A 16,005-nucleotide genomic window follows, 5' to 3' on the forward strand; every position below is an offset into this window, starting at 1 on the left:
CCCGATGGCGGCGTCCGCGAACGCCGCCTCGGTCAAGACGACATTGTGCCGCTGATCGCCTGCGCTGCGCTCGACGCCGCCTGCGGCAGGAGCACCCCGAAACAGGCGCCCTGTCCCGGGACGCTGTTGACCAGGATGCGCCCGCCCATGAGCTGCACCAGATGGCGGGTGATGACCAGACCCAGGCCATGCCCCTCGGTCGACGTTCGCTCGGCCCCCAGGCGATTGAAGGGCTGGAACAACTGCGCCTGCTGCTCCGGCGTGAGGCCAGGCCCCTGATCGCTGACGATGATCCTCAGCCAGGGCGGCTCCAGACAGGCTCGCATCCGGACCACACCGCCCGCGGGACCGTACTTGATCGCATTGCTCAGCAGGTTGATCACCACCTGCCGCAGACGCTGCACATCGGCGCGCACACGGTGCCCTCCCGTCACATCCACATCCATCACCACCTGGCGCTGCGCCGCCATGGTTTCGACAATGGTGACGGCCTCCAGCAGCACGGGCGCCAGATCCACCTCGTCGATGCTGATGTGCACCCCGCCTGACTCGATCCGGGCAATGTCCATGACCTCGTTGATCAAGGACAACAAGGTCTGCCCTGAGGTCTCGATGCACGCCACACGGCGGCGCTGTCCCTCGTCCAGGACCGATCGCGGGTCCATCAGCAGCAATTGCGCGAAGCCCAGGATGCCATTGAGGGGCGTGCGCAGCTCATGGCTGATCCGCGCCAGGAACTCGCTCTTGGCCCGACTGGCATGCTCGGCGGCCGCCTTGTCACGGCGCACCACCTCCAGGGCCTTGCGCTCGGTGATGTCGAGGATGTAGCCATGCCAGGACACCCCGCCATCGCTGTCCAGCTGGGGTGACGCGTAGGTCTCACGCCACTGCATGCCCGTCGGCAGTTCGACGCGGTACTCGACGCGCCACGGTGTCAGCAGGTTGGCCGATTGCTGCAGGCTCGACAACACCGCCTGGATGTCCTCGCTGTGCACCTTGGCCAGCACATGGTTGGCCGACGCGGCGGCCTCCCGCGGGCTGACGCCGAAGAGCGCCCGCAGGCCCTCGCTGGCATAGTGAAAGCGCAACTCGCCATCGGTTTCATGGCGCAGATGGAACAACACCCCCGGGATCTGCTCGGCCGCACGCTTGGCGTGCAGCAACTGGCTTTCCAAGCGCCGCTGCTCCTTGAGCGGAAAGAAGGCACATCGCACCAGCGCCTGATCGGAGGCCCCGCTGCGGCAAGCGTTGAACATGGTGTCCATGTAGAGACCATCGGCGCGCTTGAGCGGCAAGGCGATCTCGTCGATGTGCCCTTGCTGCCGGAGCAGGGGCATCAGGTAGCTGTGGTACATCTGCCGGGACGCGGGCGGCAGCATGTCGTCCACATGCGTGCCCATCAGACCGGCCTCGCCCAGGCCCAGCATGTGCTGCAGATGCGCATTGGCCGACACGATCTGCCCACTGTCGTTCAGGGTCAGAAGACCGCAAGGCAATTCGTCCCACTCGGTGCTGCTGATCAAGCTACCCATGGTCGCCCTCCGTGGCTGGTGGCGGGCCACTGACCAGACTGCAAGCCTGTCGGTCCGCTGATGTCCGACGGATGTTAGCTCAAGCGCCCCTGCGGCGTCTAGCGGGGCGCAATCCCCCGCCGACCGAGAGATTGTTCACGCCCCGCGGGCCGCCATGTCCGCTTTGCGATCGGCCGCGACCTGCTGGGCCGTCGGGCGCTGGTCGATGAGCTTGACGTAGGCCTTCCAGTCGATGCCGGCCGCCAGCACCAGATCCTCGCCCAAGACCAGCTTGCTGGCCAGCCCCGCCAGCGGCAGGTGGGTGTAGGCCGAACAATCGGCCATCGTGAAACAGTCCCCGGCCACATAGGGCCCGAACACCGCCAGCCGCTTGAACGCCGCCAAATTCTTCTCCAGATCGACGCGCACCCGGGCGATGAACTTCTCGGGCAAGGTGCCCCCGAAAAACGCCTGCGAGTAGAGCTGACGCGCGCACAGCTCGACGTGCAGATCCAGGAAGGTGATGAGCTCGCGCACCTTGGCCGCGTCCCAGGGATCGGCGGGCAGCAGGGCCGGTGTAGGCCACTGCGCCTCAATGTAGTCCATGATGGCCTGGCTCTCGCACAGGCAACCTCGCTCGGTCTCGATGTAGGGCACCTTGCCCAGCGGCGAGCGGCTCAGCACGTCTTCGCCCTGCCCGGTGCCAAAGGGCGTGCGCACCTCCTCGAAGGGCACGCCCTTTTCCAGCAAGGCCAGCTTGACCTTGTTGTAGTAGTTGGACAGCGGGAATCCGTAGAGCTTGAGCATGGGTGGGGTCTCCGTTGAACGATGCAGGGCGCAGCTTAAGGCAAGACTCACAGGCCCGCGGCCTTCAGCCTCACCGCATGGTCCAGATAGAGCTGAACGGGGTCCACCTCCTTGCCCACCAGGCCGAAGAACTGATTGACCAGGTGGAAATGGTTCAAGGGGTAATCATCCCGGATCACCTGTCCCAGATGGCTGGCACATTTCCCGACCAGGCCATCGCCCTGCTCCTTCTTGAAGGCCAGGTGCGTGAGGCTCATGATGTAGTCGGACAGGTTCACCGCGCGGTAGAACTGCCCCGTGCCGCTCCAGGAGTAATAACGGATGCCCTGCACCTCATGCGCGCCTTCGGCACAAGGCTGCGCGGGAACCCCGGCCGGAAAGCGCTTGCTGAAGTCCGCCGCCCCCCGGGCCGTCAAGGAATGAAGTGCCGCCTGGGCATCCTGCGGCAGATCGGCGTCACTGGCCCAGTTGACCAGACGCCCCACGCCATTGCCGGTCGAGATCAGCGCCGAGGCCAGCCAGGGACGCTCGCGCTGCTGCGTCGCCACCCAGTCTGCCACTTCCGAGCCCGCCGTGGCCCCACCGACCGAGGTCACGGAGGCCACCAGATCCGGCCTCATGCCCGCCACATACCGAACCGACTGGTTGCCATGGCTGTGGCCAATGAGGTTGACCTTGCGCACACCCGTTTGTGCCACGATCTGCTCGACCTGTTTCAACAGTTGCTGCCCCCGCAACTCGGATGAGTTGAAGGCCGACACCTGCGTCACCACCACGGTGGCCCCGTGCGCACGCAAACGCTCGACGATGCCGGGCCAGTAGGACAGGGAGCCCAACTGGTCAAAACCCATCATGCCGTGGGCCAGCACGATGGGATAGGAGGTCCGCGCCACATCATCGACATGGGCACTGGGCTCATCGGGCCCTGAAGTCACCATCACACATCCGCCCAGCAGGGCGACGACCAGGGCGGTCTTCCAGACAACAGGTTTCATGAGCGGCCCCAAGGGGCGAGAGAGAAAAAAACCGGCGAGGCGGGCGCCTGCGCCGGTCGATGATCACACAAGCGAGCCCCGCTGGAGCCCGCGCGTGCCGATCAGGCCACCACCTGGGCCAGCTTGCCGCTGGCGTACATGGCGGCGATCTCGCTCATGGTGATGGGCTTGATCTTGCCGGCCTGGCCTTCGCAGCCAAACTCCATGTAGCGCTGCTTGCAGATCTGCTTGGCGGCTTCGCGGGCAGGCTTGAGCCACTCGCGGGCGTCAAACTTGTCGGGGTTCTCCGCCAGGAACTTGCGCACGGCACCGGTCATCGCCAGACGAATGTCGGTGTCGATGTTGATCTTGCGCACGCCGTACTTGATGGCTTCCTGGATCTCTTCGACGGGCACGCCGTAGGTTTCCTTCATCTTGCCGCCGTACTGGTTGATGATGGCCAGCAGGTCCTGGGGCACCGACGAGGAGCCGTGCATCACCAGGTGGGTGTTGGGGATGCGCGCGTGGATTTCCTTGACGCGGCTGATGGCCAGGATGTCACCCGTGGGCTTGCGCGAGAACTTGTAGGCGCCGTGGCTGGTGCCGATGGCAATCGCCAGGGCGTCCAGTTGGGTGGCCTTGACGAACACGGCGGCTTCTTCCGGGTCGGTCAGCATCTGGCTGTGGTCCAGCTTGCCTTCGGCGCCGATGCCGTCTTCCTCACCCGCTTCACCGGTTTCCAGATTGCCCAGGCAACCCAGTTCGCCCTCCACGGTCACGCCGACCTTGTGGGCCATCTCGACCACCTTGCGGGTCACGTCCACGTTGTAGTCGAACGAAGCGGGCGTCTTGCCGTCTTCCTTGAGCGAGCCGTCCATCATCACCGAGCCAAAGCCCAGGTCGATGGCGCCCTGGCAGATCGCGGGCGACTGCCCGTGATCCTGGTGCATCACCAGGGGAATGTGGGGGTACATCTCGACCGCCGCCTGGATCAGGTGCTTGATGAAGGCCTCGCCGGCGTACTTGCGGGCACCGGCGCTGGCCTGCAGGATGACGGGGGCACCGACTTCGTCCGCCGCGGCCATCACGGCCTGCACCTGCTCCAGGTTGTTGACGTTGAAGGCCGGGATGCCATAGCCGTTCTCGGCAGCATGGTCCAGCAGTTGGCGCATTGAAACGAGCATAGTGACCCCTAGTAGTCGGCAAACACAAAGATTTCAGAAATTGGGCGCGATTTTAACGACCTGAGGCGCCATTGGGCGCCTCAGGGTCTCACGCCACCCGAACCGGGGGCTCAGGCTCGCACTTCGGCGACCTTGAGCATGTTCGTGCCACCGGGGTGCCCCATGGGCTCACCGCAGGTGATGGCGTAGGTGTCACCAGGCTTGAGCACCCCGCGCGCCACCAAAATGGATTCCGCCTGACGCAGGGCCTCATCGCGGTCGGTGTACCCCGGCACGAGCAGGGGCCGCACATTGCGGTACAGCGCCATCTTGCTCAAGGAGGTGGCCTGGGCCGTCAGCGCGAAGATGGGCACATGGATGCGGTGGCGGCTCATCCACAAGGCGGTCGAACCCGACTCGGTCAGCGCGATGATGGCGCGGCAGCCCAGGTGGTAGGCCGTGAACAGGGCCCCCATGGCAATGGACTGGTCGATGCGCTCGAAACGCTGGTTGATGAAATCGGCATCCAGCGACACTTCTTCGGCCCGCTCGGCCGCCAGGGCCACGGCCGCCATCTGCTCCACGGTCTCAACCGGGTACTTGCCCGCGGCCGTCTCGGCACTGAGCATGACCGCATCGGTGCCATCGAGCACGGCATTGGCCACGTCCGAGACCTCGGCACGCGTGGGCACCGGATTGACGATCATGGACTCCATCATCTGCGTGGCCGTGATGACCACCTTGTCCATCTCGCGGGCCAGCTTGATCATGCGCTTTTGCAGGGCGGGCACGGCGGCATTGCCCACCTCCACGGCCAGATCCCCCCGCGCCACCATGATGCCGTCCGAGGCCTTGAGGATGGACTCCAGATTGGGGATGGCCTCGGTGCGCTCGATCTTGGCGATCAGGGCGGGCCGGTGCTTCCATGGCTCGCCCGCCACATTGGCCAGTTGGCGCGCCATCTCCATGTCGGTGGCATTCTTGGGGAAGGACACGGCAATGTAGTCACACTGGAAGCTGGCCGCTGTCCGGATGTCCTCCATGTCTTTGGCGGTCAGGGCCGGCGCGGTCAGGCCGCCCCCCTGCTTGTTGATGCCCTTGTTGTTGGACAGCTCGCCCCCCATCTTCACCACGGTGTGCACGGCCTCGCCCTTGACGGACTCGACGGTCAACACGATCAGACCATCGTTGAGCAGCAGGATGTCGCCAGGCCTCACGTCGCGTGGCAACTCCTTGTAGTCCAGCCCGACGCCCTGCAGGTCCCCCGGCGCGGTCCGGCTGGCATCCAGCACGAAGGGCTGCCCGGACTCCAGCATGACCTTGCCTTCGGCGAACTTGCCCACGCGGATCTTGGGCCCTTGCAGATCGGCCATGATGGCCACGACCTTGCCGACCCGGGCCGCCACCTCGCGCACCAGGCGGGCACGATCGATGTGATCCTGTGCCTGTCCATGCGAGAAATTCAGTCGCACCACGTCCACGCCCGCCAGCAGCATGCGCTCCAGCACCTCGGCAGACGATGAAGCAGGACCCAGGGTGGCGACGATCTTGGTGGCTCTTGGCATGGTGGCTCGCAATGAAGCGGTCTGTCGACCGATCCGCCTAGTTTCACATCAAAAAATGCCCCCCGATCACAGAACATGAGCCCCGTGCGCCCTGCTTCAGCAGAGTTCACGACTCACCCCGAGTCAAGCGTTGCCGTCTTGACACAGCCCTTTGCGCAGAAATTACAATACACACGTCCTCGAATTTATTCATGTAATAAGCCTCCACCATGGCCCTGTCCGGCAGTTCGCCCCCTACCGCCAAAGCCCTGATCCAGAGTCTGCTGCTGGCCGCCGAGGGCCAGGCTTATCCCTCGCGTCAGTTGGTGGCCGCTGGCGCCCTGTTCGGCATCAGCGAGAACAACATCCGCGTGGCCCTGGTGAGACTGCAGGCCCAGGATCTGGCGGTGGCCGCAGGCCGGGGCACCTATTGCCTGGGGCCCGCCGGGGAGCACCTCGGCCGCGAGATCTCGGCCTGGCGCCAGATCGAGCAGCGCCTGGGCTCCTGGCAGGTAGGTCGCTACATTGGCGTGCATACGGCCTCCATGCCCCGCAGCGACCGCGCGGCCCTGCAGCGCCGCGATCGGGCCCTGCAGATGATGGGATTTCTGGAGGTCAGCAAGGGCCTGCATGTACGCCCCGACAACCTCCTGGGTGGGGTGGCGGCCGCCCGCCAGCGCCTGCTCGCGCTGGGCCTGGAGCCTCAGGCCTGGGTCTTTGCCATGGACGAGGTCAGCGAGGATCTGGCGCGACAGCTCGATGCCCTGTGGCAAGGCGCCGCGCTCAGCGAGGGCTATCGCCAAACCCACCAGCAACTGCGCGACTGGCTGGCTCAGCTGGATCGGCTCGACCCCGCCCAGGCCGCCCGCGAGGCCTATCTGCTCGACCGCCGCGCCATCCGCCAGGTCGTCTGGGACCCCCTGCTGCCCGACGCCCTGGTCGATGCACAGGCGCGTGCCGACTTCTTTTCCACTGTGCGGGATTTCGATGCCGCCGGGCGGTCGATCTGGTGGCGCTTTTTCGAGTTCAGCGACAACCAGTCTCTGCCGTCATAGAGGGCTGTACTGCCTCACATGATCATGACCGAATCGTCCCCGTCGGCCGAAGGGCCGACCATCGTGTTCTCCCACGCCAACAGCTTCCCGGCGCGCACCTACGAAGCCCTGTTCGAACGCTGGCGGGCCGCGGGCTACAACGTGCGCGCCATCGACCAGTTCGGACACGATCCGCGCTACCCGGTCACCACCGACTGGCCCCACCTGGTGCGCCAGTTGCACGACTTCGTCACCCAGGACGTCGGCCAACCGGTCTACCTGGTTGGCCACTCCCTGGGCGGCTACCTCAGCCTCATGATGGCCCACCAGCATCCACAGTGGGCCCGTGGCGTGGTGGTGCTTGACTCCCCCTTGCTGGATGGCCTGCGTGCCACCGGTATCAGCCTGGCCAAGAAGCTGGGGCTCATGCAGCAGATCATGCCTTCCCGCATCGCTGCACAACGCTGTCACCACTGGTCCAGCCAGGCCGAGGCACACGAGCACTTCCGCGCCAAGCCCAAGTTCGCGGCCTTCCACCCACGCGTGCTCGACGACTATCTGCGCCACGGCACGGTCGGGCCTCACCCCGACGCGCCGCACACCCTGCGCTTCCATCGCGACGTCGAGCGCGACATCTACAACACCATGCCCCATGGCATCACTCGGCAGATCCAGCGCCAACCCCTGAGCTGTCCGGTGGCCTTCATCGGCGGGCGGCGTTCGCGGGAGTTGCGTCTGGTTGGCATGCGCGCCATCCGCCAGTTGGTCGGCCCCCGCCTCTCCTGGATCAACGGCACCCACCTCTATCCTTTCGAGCAACCCGACGCCACAGCCACGGAAGTGCTCAAATGGCTGCAACAATTCAAGGCCTGACCATGAACTGAGCGCCGTGTCCACCAAGCCGATCCGCACCGATACCTCGATCCCCTTCGTGACCGTCACCAACTGGGTGCGGTCGGCGGCGCTGTGCGGATTCAACATCGGCCCCATGCTGAGCGAGGTGGGCGTGGACATCGACCACCTGCACCCTGAAAGTGCCGTGATTGGCGTCGCGGCCATGCTCACCCTGATGCAACACTGCGTGGACGAGGCGCGAACCCACGACCCGCAACTGCACTTCCCGCTGGTCCTGGGGGAATCCTTTGCGTTTGACTACCTGTCCGACGTGGAAACCTTCATCACCACCAGCCCCTCGCTGCGTGCTGCAGAGCCCGCACTGCAATGGCTGCCTCCCCTGATCAACCCCTTCATGCAACTGACGCTGCAGGAGCACGGGGAACAGGCCCGCCTGGTTCTGCATTTCAGTCACCCCGATGCCCAGGAAGGCGACACCTGGCATTTCAGTGAATCGGTCTTCGTGACGGTGTGCAAGTTCGTGCGGCTGATGATTGGCGACAGCCACTGGCATGGTGAAGTCACCTTCCGCCACGCCGCGCGCCCCGGCAGCGAAGCCACGGTCAAGGCCCTGGGCTTGCCGGTGCGCTTCGGCCAGGATCTGACGGCCTTGTGGTTCCACCGCAGCCTGCTGGACCACCCTCTGCGCGGCGCACTGCCTTCCCTGCATGAAATGGCGGCCCGCCGCGTGGCCGATCAGATCGCCCAACGCACCCTGGCCACCGCCAGCAGCGCCACGGCCCGGCCCCGGGACGGCCTGGCCGCACAGATCGAAGACCGCCTGCGGCGCCACCCTGTTCTGCTGGGCCAAGGCATCGACGCCCTGGCCGATGCCCTGGGCTTGCACCCCCGCACCCTGCAGCGTCGCCTGCGCGAAGAAGGCGAGCAACTGTCGGGCATCATCAACCGGGTGCGCCATGAACTGGCCTGCCAGTGGCTCCACAACCCGGCCCTCTCGGTTGAAGACATCAGCGAGCAGCTCGGTTTTGCCGACCGCCGCAGTTTCTCGCAAGCGTTTTCGCGCTGGACGGGCATGTCGCCCAGCGATTTCCGTCGCCAGGGTAATCCCTAGGCGCGGCTGTCGCTGTTACTTCCGCCCTGTCGCGGTCCTGTCTTGCATGTTCCAGCCAGGATTCCTACAGTGCGGACCATGACCTCACGCGCTCCTGCTCCCGACATCATCCCCCGTGAACACCTGGACTTCGGTCTGGATGGGGACATCCCACGCTTCTGGCTGGCGGGCGACCCCTTCAAGACCCGGCTGTTCGATGCCATGTCCACCCTGTTCCCGGTGGGTGAGCGCTTCTTCATCACCTGTGTGCGCGACTTCAAGGACCGCATCACCGATCCCAAGCTGCAGCAGCAGATCAAGGACTTCACGCGCCAGGAAGCGCAGCACAGCATGCTGCACACCCGCTACAACCAGCGTCTTGCCGATCAGGGCATCGGCGTCGATCGCATCCTGGAAGGGCAGGAGCGGCGCCTCTTCGGCATCATCCGCAAGAAACTCTCGCGTGAGTTCTCGCTGGGCATCACCGCCGCCGCAGAACACATCACGGCCATCATGGCCGACGCCTTCGTCGAGCGCCACCACATCCTCGACGGGGCCGATGACCGCATCCGTGCCCTCTATGTCTGGCACGCCATGGAAGAGATGGAGCACAAGGCCGTGGCCTATGACGTGCTGACCGGCGTGGCCCAGGCCAGCTACCTCACCCGCGTGCTGTCCATGCTGTTGGTGACCATACTCTTTCCCTTCCATGTCTTTCGCATCATGCGTCACATGCTGCAGGTTGATGGCTTCAGCCGCTGGGAGCGCACCCGCATCTGGGCCAAGGGCCTGTGGTGGCTCTACAAGCCCGGGGGGGTTTTCCTGCCCCTGCTAGGCCAGTACTTCAGCTACCTCAAGCCGGGCTTTCATCCCTGGGACGAGCCCGTGGTGCCTTGCTACCCCGAATGGAGTCGCCTGATGGCCGAGCGCTCGCCGATCGACGCCAGCAAGCAGTTGATGAACTACCTCAATGCCCATGGTGGCGCGCGCGGCTGAAGCCGCCCGCCACACCGCAGCCATTTGTCGCATCAGACCTCACCAAGCCTCCAGGAGTGCGTGCCATGTCACACCAACACCCGATCATTCCTCGCGAAAAGCTGGACTTCGGCCTGCAAGGCGAGATCCCCAAATACTGGTTCGGCGGGGATCCGTTCAAGACCCGCTTCTTCGACGCCATGTCGACCATCTTCCCCGAAGGCGAGAAATTCTTCATCGCCTGCGTGCGCGACTTCCGTGACCAGGTGACCGATCCCCAGCTGCAGCAGGAGATCAAGGACTTCATCCGCCAGGAAGCCCAGCACACCATGGTGCACAACCAGTTCAACCAGCACCTGCGAGCTCAGGGCATCGATGTGGACCGGCTCGAAGCCATCCAGCGACACATCTCCTTCAATCTGGCGCGCAAATACCTGCCCAAGAAGCACACCCTGGCCGTCACGGCCGCCGCCGAACACATGACGGCCATCATGGCCCACGGTCTCTTCAAACGAAAGACGACCCTGGAGCAGGCCGATTCACGCATGCGTGCGCTGTACGCCTGGCATGCCGTGGAAGAAATCGAGCACAAAGCCGTGGCCTTTGACGTCATGACCAAGGTGGCCAAGGTCTGGTACCCCCGCCGCATCCTGGCCATGATCGAAGTCACCCTGGTCTTCTCCATCCACGTGCTGCTGGTCACACGCCACATGCTCAAGGTCGATGGCTTCAGTCGCTGGGAGCGTGCCAAGATGTGGGCCAAAGGCCTGTGGTGGCTCTATAACCCGCGCGGCCTGTTTGCGCCCTTGACGGGCCATTACCTCACCTACTTCATCCCCGGCTTTCACCCCTGGAAGAGCGGCGACCTGCACAGCTATCAAACCTGGGTCGACACCTTCAATGGCACCGGCAGCCCCCTGGCTGCGGGCGACGCATTGCACGCCCAGGGACACTGAGGTTTTCCCTCGCGGGGCTCAAGTTGGCGGGCCACGGCGCCGAAAGGCCGTTCATGGCCTCTCACGCCCCGCCCCCGATCACACCTCGGCTGGATCTGAACTTCCGGCTCGATGATCAGGATCTGCCGCGCCACTGGTTTGACGGTGACGCGTTCAAGACCCGTCTGTTCGACGCGATGTCCATCACCTTCCCGGAAGGTGAACGCTTCTTCATCGCCTGCGTGCGCGACTTCGCTGGATCCATCAGCGATCCAGCACTGCGCCACGACGTGCGCCAGTTCACCCACCAGGAAGCCCAGCACCGCCATCAGCACCAGTGCTTCAATCGCCGACTGGCCGCACAAGGCATCAAGGTCGACAAGATCGAGGCCAACATCCGCCACGTGCTCTTTGACATCTGCCGCCAGCAGCTCTCCGCCACCCACACCCTGGCCATGACCACGGCGGCCGAGCACCTCACGGCCATCCTCTCGCACAACCTCTTTGAGCGCCCCGAACTGTTTGCCCGCGCCGACCCACGTGTGCGGGCCCTGCTGGCCTGGCATGCAGTCGAAGAAGTCGAGCACAAGGGCGTCGCCTTCGACGTCTTCCAGACCGTGGCACACGGCAGCTATCTGCGACGCACAGGCGCCCTGCTGCAGGTCACCCTGAGCTACACCTTTCAAGTGGCTCAGATCATGAACCACATGTTCAAGGTCGACGGCTACACCCGCCGACAGCGCTGGGGGCTGTGGGCTCGGGGGCTGTGGTGGCTGTGGGGTCGCCCGGGCCTGCTGCGCACCGTGATCGGCCCTTATCTGGCCTGGTTCAAACCGGGCTACCACCCCTGGCAGACGCCCATGCTGCCCAGTTTTGAGCGCTGGGCCCGGCACCTGCAGGCCACCGACAATCCGGTGGCCGCCAGCGACGCGCTGCTGCCCCCCTGAAAGCACAAAGGGACCGCAACGCGGTCCCTTCTTCAGGCAACAGTCGACATCATCCGCCAGCAGCACGCTTGGCCAGAATCTCGAACGCCGGCAGCGTCTTGCCTTCGAGAATTTCCAGGAAGGCGCCACCGCCGGTCGAGATGTAACCCACATCCTTTTCAATGCCGTACTTGGCAATGGCCGCCAAGGTGTCGCCACCGCCGGCAATGCTGAAGGCGCTGGACTCGGCAATCGCGCGGGCGATCGCCTCGGTGCCCTTGGAGAAGGCCTCGAACTCGAACACGCCCACGGGGCCATTCCAGACAATGGTGCCCGCGGACTTGAGCTGAGCCGCCAGGCGGGCAGCCGTCTTGGGGCCGATGTCCAGGATCAGATCATCGTCGGCCACCTCATCGGCCGCCTTCACGGTGGCAGGGGCATCGGCCGCAAACGCCTTGGCCACCACAACATCCTCGGGAATGGGCACCTCGGCGCCACGCGCCTTCATGGCCTCGATCACCGCCTTGGCATCCCCCAGCAGGTCGGGTTCGGCCAATGACTTGCCGATCTTCAGACCCGCCGCCAGCATGAAGGTATTGGCAATGCCGCCGCCCACGATCAACCCATCCACATTCTTGGACAGGGCCTGCAGGATGGTCAGCTTGGTCGACACCTTGGAGCCGGCCACAATGGCCACCAGGGGGCGCTTGGGCGCTTCCAGTGCCTTGGTGATCGCGTCGATCTCGGCGGCCAGCAGGGGGCCGGCACAGGCTACCTTGGCAAACTGGGCAATGCCATACGTCGTGCCTTCGGCACGGTGGGCTGTCCCGAAAGCATCGTTCACGAAGATGTCGCACAAGGCCGCCAGCTTGCGGGCCAGCTCTTCGCTGTTCTTCTTCTCACCCTTGTTGAGACGGCAGTTCTCCAGCAGCACCACCTGACCCGGCGCCACGGTCACGCCATCCAACCAGTTGCTCACCAGCGGCACCTCACGCCCCAGCAACTCACCCAGGCGCTGGGCCACGGGTGCCAGCGAATCTTCCGGCTTGAACTCGCCCTCCGTGGGGCGGCCCAGATGGGAGGTCACCATCACGGCAGCGCCTCCCTTCAGGGCCAACTCGATCGCCGGCACCGATGCGCGGATGCGCGTGTCCTCGGTGATGGCGCCCGCATCGTCCTGAGGCACATTCAGGTCAGCACGGATGAACACGCGCTGGTTGGCCACCTTGCCCTGGGCCACGAGGTCTTCGAGTCGGAGAATGTTCATAAGCTTGTAATGAGGAGGATCAATGAGCAGAGCGGGTCATCCGCATGCGCGAAATGGCGCATTGTAGAGACTCGATGACCCGCCGTCTGCGAAGTCGCTCACCAACCCAACCCCAGTTTGAGGGGCAGCAGAACCGCCATGCCCACCACGATCGTGCCCAGCATGTCCCGCCGCCAGGCTGCATAGGCCATGGCAGCCGCGGTGGCATACCAACGGGCATCCTGCCAGGTGGGCGCCCACTGCCCTTGCGTGAGCACGATGTCTGGGGCCACCACGGCGCTCAAGGCGGCCAGCGGCGCGTAGCGCAGCCCCCGCTCCACCAGCGGCGGCAACTGCCAGGGCTGATCCGTCAGAAAGAACAGCGAACGGGTGAGCGCCGAGATGGCGATCAGGCCCAGCACCGCCAGCACCATCTCCCGGTGGGTCCAGAGCTCACTCAGCATCAGTGGACATGCCTCACCGACAAGGCCCGCACCCGGTCCAACAACAGCCCCGACGCCACCGCAGCGGCCACCGCCACCACGATATGCAACTTGAAGGGCAGGGCAAACGCAGCGATCGCGGCCGTGGCCGCCAATCCTGCCGTGATGCCGGTGATGCGATCACGCACCAGCGTGACCAGAAGCCCCACCAATGCCAGGGTGCCAGCGAACCCCAAACCCCACGCCGTCGGAATCAGCTCGGCAAACAGCACACCGCACACCGCTGCCACATTCCAGCCAAACCAGTTGACTGACACCAGCCCGCAGAAATAGGCCAGGGGCTCCGGTTGCTCTCGATCGGCCGGCGCAGCCTCCCCATACCGTTGATGCATCAGGACATAGGTGAGATCCGCCGTCAGATACCCCGCCAGCAGCCGCCAAGGTCCACGCAGCCCCATCATGTGCCGGCGCATCTGCACACTGAATATCACGAAGCGCAGATTCACACACAGGGCCGTCAGCCAGATCACCCACAGGGGCGCGCCCACCAGCATCAAGGGCATGGCCGCCAATTGAGCGCTCGCCGCAAACACCGTCAGCGCCATGAGCAGCGCCACAGGCAATGGCAGGCCTCCCTTGACCATGGCCACCCCCGTGACCAGGCCCCAGGCCACGAACCCCGGCATCATTCCCCCCATGTCACGCATGCCCTGGAGGCGAGCAGGATGTCGCCATAAAAGCGGATCGCTCAAACTCAGGGTCAGGTCTTTGGAGATGGGCATCTCGCCATTGTCAGGCCGTGCGCCTCATCGCGTCATGAGCGCACCCGATTGCCCCCAGGCAACGACATGCAGATCGAGACCCCAGCCTCGCTGGTGTGGCCACCTGGCGCCCTATGGCTTGATGCGCGCAGAGGTCCGGCCCAAGCCTCAACGAGGCTTGCTCGCGTCCTTGCCAGATTCTTGCGCGGATGAGGCTTTGGCTGACTCCTTTTCGCGCTTGCTGGACTTGGCACCACTGGCCGCTTTGTCGGCACTGGTGGTATCGCGGCCCTCGGTGGCGGAGGCATCGGCCTCCTCATCGATCACCTCCTCATCGTCCTCCTCCGCCTTGGATGCCCCTGTGGCGGGACGCGGAACCTGAGGGGCCACGCCCTCCAGCTTGTTCTCGCGCATGTACTCGTCCATCTCGCGCCAACCGGCGAACACCGAGGCTTTCTCGGCCTTCGGGTTGAGCAAATAGCAGTCCTCAATGGCACGCATGGCATGCCGGCAGGCGCTGCCCACGGCGCGAGACTCGGCCGTGGCCTTCTCGGCCGTTTTCGCCGGGGTCTCCAACCCCAGTTGGTCGCAACCGCTCACCATGGCCCCCATCAGCACCATGGCGCAGATTCTCCAACCAACACTGCTCTTGGACATTCCATCACTCCTGACCTGCGCGAACACCGCGCTCTTCGCCTGTGCGCACCTCATTCATGACGGCACATGTGGATGATTACGGTCGATCAGGTAGACACTTGAGCCCGAAAAGACAAAAGCCGCCCACAGGCGGCTTCTTGCAAACATCGATCTGTCCAGTCAGTGGATCGCCCGCTCGCCCTCTTCGGCGAACAACTCGTCGAGGATCAGGGCATCCGGCTCTTCTCCCGCGGTCCAGAAGACCATCAGGACAATGACCTTGAGGTCTTCCATGCTCACCGGCCCACCAGGGATGGCCAGAGCGCGATCCAAGATCCGTTCACGCAACGCGGCCGTCAGTACACCCGCGGATTCGAGGAAGCGGACATAGCCCAAGCCTTCAGCACCCACGTGCTCCAACTCGATCATGGAATAAACCCGCACGCTCCGAGGATCGGCGGACCGGGCGTCAGACTCTGCGACCTGAGCCAGCCCATTCAACCAGCGCAAGGCTTCAGAGATCTCTTCCGCCTCGAACCCCACCGCAGACAACTTGCGTGTCAGCAACTCGGGGTCCGGAATGGCATCCGGACGCCAATAGTGTTCGTACAGGTAGACAAGCACGTCAAACATGGAACCACTATAGCGCATCACCAACCTGAGTGTGCAAGCGTAAGCACGTATAAATGAGAATCGGAAAAAACAAAAGCCCCCGTCCGCAGACGGGGGCTTTGCTCAATAATTAGCCTGACGATGTCCTACTTTCACACGTGAATCCGCACTATCATCGGCGCTGAGTCGTTTCACTGTCCTGTTCGGGATGGGAAGGAGTGGGACCAACTCGCTATGGTCATCAGGCTTAACCGTTGACAGCTGCTCTCACATGAGGGCAACCATCGCTATGGGGTCAGCTCTTGAGGGAGCGTTCAATTCGTAGAGTCTTTTAAATCAGCAGATGATTGCGCTGGTGTCAACCAAGCCTTCTTGCGTTTGATTTGAACAAACGTTGGCAAGCAAGCATTGTGTCACATATTGTCCTTGACGTGTGTCGTCAAAGTTATAGGGTCAAGCCGCACGGGCAATTAGTATTGGTTAGCTTAACGCA

The 16,005-nt window shown here is 64.1% G+C and carries 16 protein-coding genes and 1 rRNA gene; 6 read left to right on the forward strand and 11 right to left on the reverse strand.

Going from position 1 to position 16,005, the window contains the following annotated elements; genetic code table 11:
- Window positions 1-32: 32 nt before the first annotated feature.
- From VFW84_RS07495 to pyk, 5 genes are all read right to left on the reverse strand, one after another.
- Window positions 33-1,532: a PAS domain-containing sensor histidine kinase gene (locus VFW84_RS07495; protein WP_329679827.1), complete on the reverse strand. Its 1,500-nt coding sequence runs from the start codon at window positions 1,530-1,532 to the stop codon at window positions 33-35.
- A 135-nt stretch (window positions 1,533-1,667) separates the two neighbouring features.
- A complete protein-coding gene (locus VFW84_RS07500; protein ID WP_329679828.1) occupies window positions 1,668-2,318 on the reverse strand; it encodes a glutathione S-transferase in 651 nt (216 codons plus the stop codon).
- 47 nt (window positions 2,319-2,365) lie between these two features.
- Window positions 2,366-3,313, reverse strand: coding sequence for a triacylglycerol lipase (locus tag VFW84_RS07505; protein ID WP_329679829.1), 948 nt, complete (start codon window positions 3,311-3,313; stop codon window positions 2,366-2,368).
- A gap of 101 nt (window positions 3,314-3,414) precedes the next feature.
- On the reverse strand, window positions 3,415-4,476 hold the full coding sequence (gene fba / locus VFW84_RS07510) for a class II fructose-bisphosphate aldolase (protein WP_329679830.1): 1,062 nt from the start codon (window positions 4,474-4,476) through the stop codon (window positions 3,415-3,417).
- Between the two features lie 110 nt (window positions 4,477-4,586).
- Entirely contained in the window at window positions 4,587-6,020 is a 1,434-nt protein-coding gene (pyk, locus tag VFW84_RS07515; RefSeq protein WP_329679831.1) for a pyruvate kinase, read from the reverse strand.
- A 209-nt stretch (window positions 6,021-6,229) separates the two neighbouring features.
- Here pyk and VFW84_RS07520 point away from each other — a divergent pair, with 209 nt between their 5' ends.
- The 6 genes from VFW84_RS07520 (at window position 6,230) to VFW84_RS07545 (ending at window position 11,835) form a co-directional block, all read left to right on the forward strand.
- The gene (locus tag VFW84_RS07520) at window positions 6,230-7,054 is read left to right on the forward strand and encodes a PaaX family transcriptional regulator C-terminal domain-containing protein (RefSeq protein WP_329679832.1); all 825 of its coding nucleotides are present in this window, start codon (window positions 6,230-6,232) and stop codon (window positions 7,052-7,054) included.
- Between the two features lie 24 nt (window positions 7,055-7,078).
- The gene (locus tag VFW84_RS07525; protein ID WP_329679833.1) at window positions 7,079-7,906 is read left to right on the forward strand and encodes an alpha/beta hydrolase; all 828 of its coding nucleotides are present in this window, start codon (window positions 7,079-7,081) and stop codon (window positions 7,904-7,906) included.
- Window positions 7,907-7,922: 16 nt separating this feature from the next.
- On the forward strand, window positions 7,923-8,999 hold the full coding sequence (locus VFW84_RS07530; RefSeq protein ID WP_329679834.1) for a helix-turn-helix domain-containing protein: 1,077 nt from the start codon (window positions 7,923-7,925) through the stop codon (window positions 8,997-8,999).
- Window positions 9,000-9,077: 78 nt separating this feature from the next.
- On the forward strand, window positions 9,078-9,974 hold the full coding sequence (locus VFW84_RS07535) for a metal-dependent hydrolase (RefSeq protein WP_329679835.1): 897 nt from the start codon (window positions 9,078-9,080) through the stop codon (window positions 9,972-9,974).
- A gap of 65 nt (window positions 9,975-10,039) precedes the next feature.
- Window positions 10,040-10,909, forward strand: a complete 870-nt coding sequence (locus tag VFW84_RS07540; protein WP_329679836.1) for a metal-dependent hydrolase — start codon at window positions 10,040-10,042, stop codon at window positions 10,907-10,909.
- A 53-nt stretch (window positions 10,910-10,962) separates the two neighbouring features.
- The gene (locus VFW84_RS07545) at window positions 10,963-11,835 is read left to right on the forward strand and encodes a metal-dependent hydrolase (RefSeq protein ID WP_329679837.1); all 873 of its coding nucleotides are present in this window, start codon (window positions 10,963-10,965) and stop codon (window positions 11,833-11,835) included.
- Window positions 11,836-11,884: 49 nt separating this feature from the next.
- On the opposite strand, the gene VFW84_RS07550 is transcribed toward VFW84_RS07545, so the two are convergent.
- The 6 genes from VFW84_RS07550 to rrf all read right to left on the reverse strand — a co-directional run bounded on the left by VFW84_RS07550 (window position 11,885) and on the right by rrf (window position 15,758).
- Window positions 11,885-13,081, reverse strand: coding sequence for a phosphoglycerate kinase (locus VFW84_RS07550; protein ID WP_329679838.1), 1,197 nt, complete (start codon window positions 13,079-13,081; stop codon window positions 11,885-11,887).
- Window positions 13,082-13,179: 98 nt separating this feature from the next.
- Window positions 13,180-13,524, reverse strand: coding sequence for an AzlD domain-containing protein (locus tag VFW84_RS07555; RefSeq protein WP_329679839.1), 345 nt, complete (start codon window positions 13,522-13,524; stop codon window positions 13,180-13,182).
- Window positions 13,524-14,285, reverse strand: a complete 762-nt coding sequence (locus tag VFW84_RS07560; RefSeq protein WP_329679840.1) for an AzlC family ABC transporter permease — start codon at window positions 14,283-14,285, stop codon at window positions 13,524-13,526. The genes VFW84_RS07555 and VFW84_RS07560 overlap by 1 nt, the downstream gene beginning before the upstream one ends.
- A gap of 147 nt (window positions 14,286-14,432) precedes the next feature.
- Window positions 14,433-14,921, reverse strand: coding sequence for a hypothetical protein (locus VFW84_RS17510; protein ID WP_414638931.1), 489 nt, complete (start codon window positions 14,919-14,921; stop codon window positions 14,433-14,435).
- Window positions 14,922-15,080: 159 nt separating this feature from the next.
- Entirely contained in the window at window positions 15,081-15,533 is a 453-nt protein-coding gene (locus VFW84_RS07570; protein WP_329679841.1) for a DUF494 domain-containing protein, read from the reverse strand.
- A gap of 112 nt (window positions 15,534-15,645) precedes the next feature.
- Window positions 15,646-15,758: ribosomal RNA gene (gene rrf, locus VFW84_RS07575) — 5S ribosomal RNA — on the reverse strand.
- Window positions 15,759-16,005: the final 247 nt, after the last annotated feature.

It is taken from the genome of Aquabacterium sp., from assembly GCF_036279655.1.
Lineage (GTDB): Bacteria > Pseudomonadota > Gammaproteobacteria > Burkholderiales > Burkholderiaceae_C > Aquabacterium.

Bases quoted from the DNA above. Each gene is read 5' to 3' on its own strand.
- VFW84_RS07520 (WP_329679832.1), top strand. From the start codon at position 6,230: ATGGCCCTGTCCGGCAGTTCGCCCCCTACCGCCAAAGCCCTGATCCAG.
- VFW84_RS07540 (WP_329679836.1), top strand. From the start codon at position 10,040: ATGTCACACCAACACCCGATCATTCCTCGCGAAAAGCTGGACTTCGGC.
- fba (WP_329679830.1), bottom strand. From the start codon at position 4,476: ATGCTCGTTTCAATGCGCCAACTGCTGGACCATGCTGCCGAGAACGGC.
- VFW84_RS07525 (WP_329679833.1), top strand. From the start codon at position 7,079: ATGACCGAATCGTCCCCGTCGGCCGAAGGGCCGACCATCGTGTTCTCC.
- VFW84_RS17510 (WP_414638931.1), bottom strand. From the start codon at position 14,921: ATGTCCAAGAGCAGTGTTGGTTGGAGAATCTGCGCCATGGTGCTGATG.
- VFW84_RS07495 (WP_329679827.1), bottom strand. From the start codon at position 1,532: ATGGGTAGCTTGATCAGCAGCACCGAGTGGGACGAATTGCCTTGCGGT.
- VFW84_RS07555 (WP_329679839.1), bottom strand. From the start codon at position 13,524: ATGCTGAGTGAGCTCTGGACCCACCGGGAGATGGTGCTGGCGGTGCTG.
- VFW84_RS07500 (WP_329679828.1), bottom strand. From the start codon at position 2,318: ATGCTCAAGCTCTACGGATTCCCGCTGTCCAACTACTACAACAAGGTC.
- VFW84_RS07560 (WP_329679840.1), bottom strand. From the start codon at position 14,285: ATGCCCATCTCCAAAGACCTGACCCTGAGTTTGAGCGATCCGCTTTTA.
- VFW84_RS07505 (WP_329679829.1), bottom strand. From the start codon at position 3,313: ATGAAACCTGTTGTCTGGAAGACCGCCCTGGTCGTCGCCCTGCTGGGC.
- VFW84_RS07535 (WP_329679835.1), top strand. From the start codon at position 9,078: ATGACCTCACGCGCTCCTGCTCCCGACATCATCCCCCGTGAACACCTG.
- VFW84_RS07550 (WP_329679838.1), bottom strand. From the start codon at position 13,081: ATGAACATTCTCCGACTCGAAGACCTCGTGGCCCAGGGCAAGGTGGCC.
- pyk (WP_329679831.1), bottom strand. From the start codon at position 6,020: ATGCCAAGAGCCACCAAGATCGTCGCCACCCTGGGTCCTGCTTCATCG.
- VFW84_RS07570 (WP_329679841.1), bottom strand. From the start codon at position 15,533: ATGTTTGACGTGCTTGTCTACCTGTACGAACACTATTGGCGTCCGGAT.
- VFW84_RS07545 (WP_329679837.1), top strand. From the start codon at position 10,963: ATGGCCTCTCACGCCCCGCCCCCGATCACACCTCGGCTGGATCTGAAC.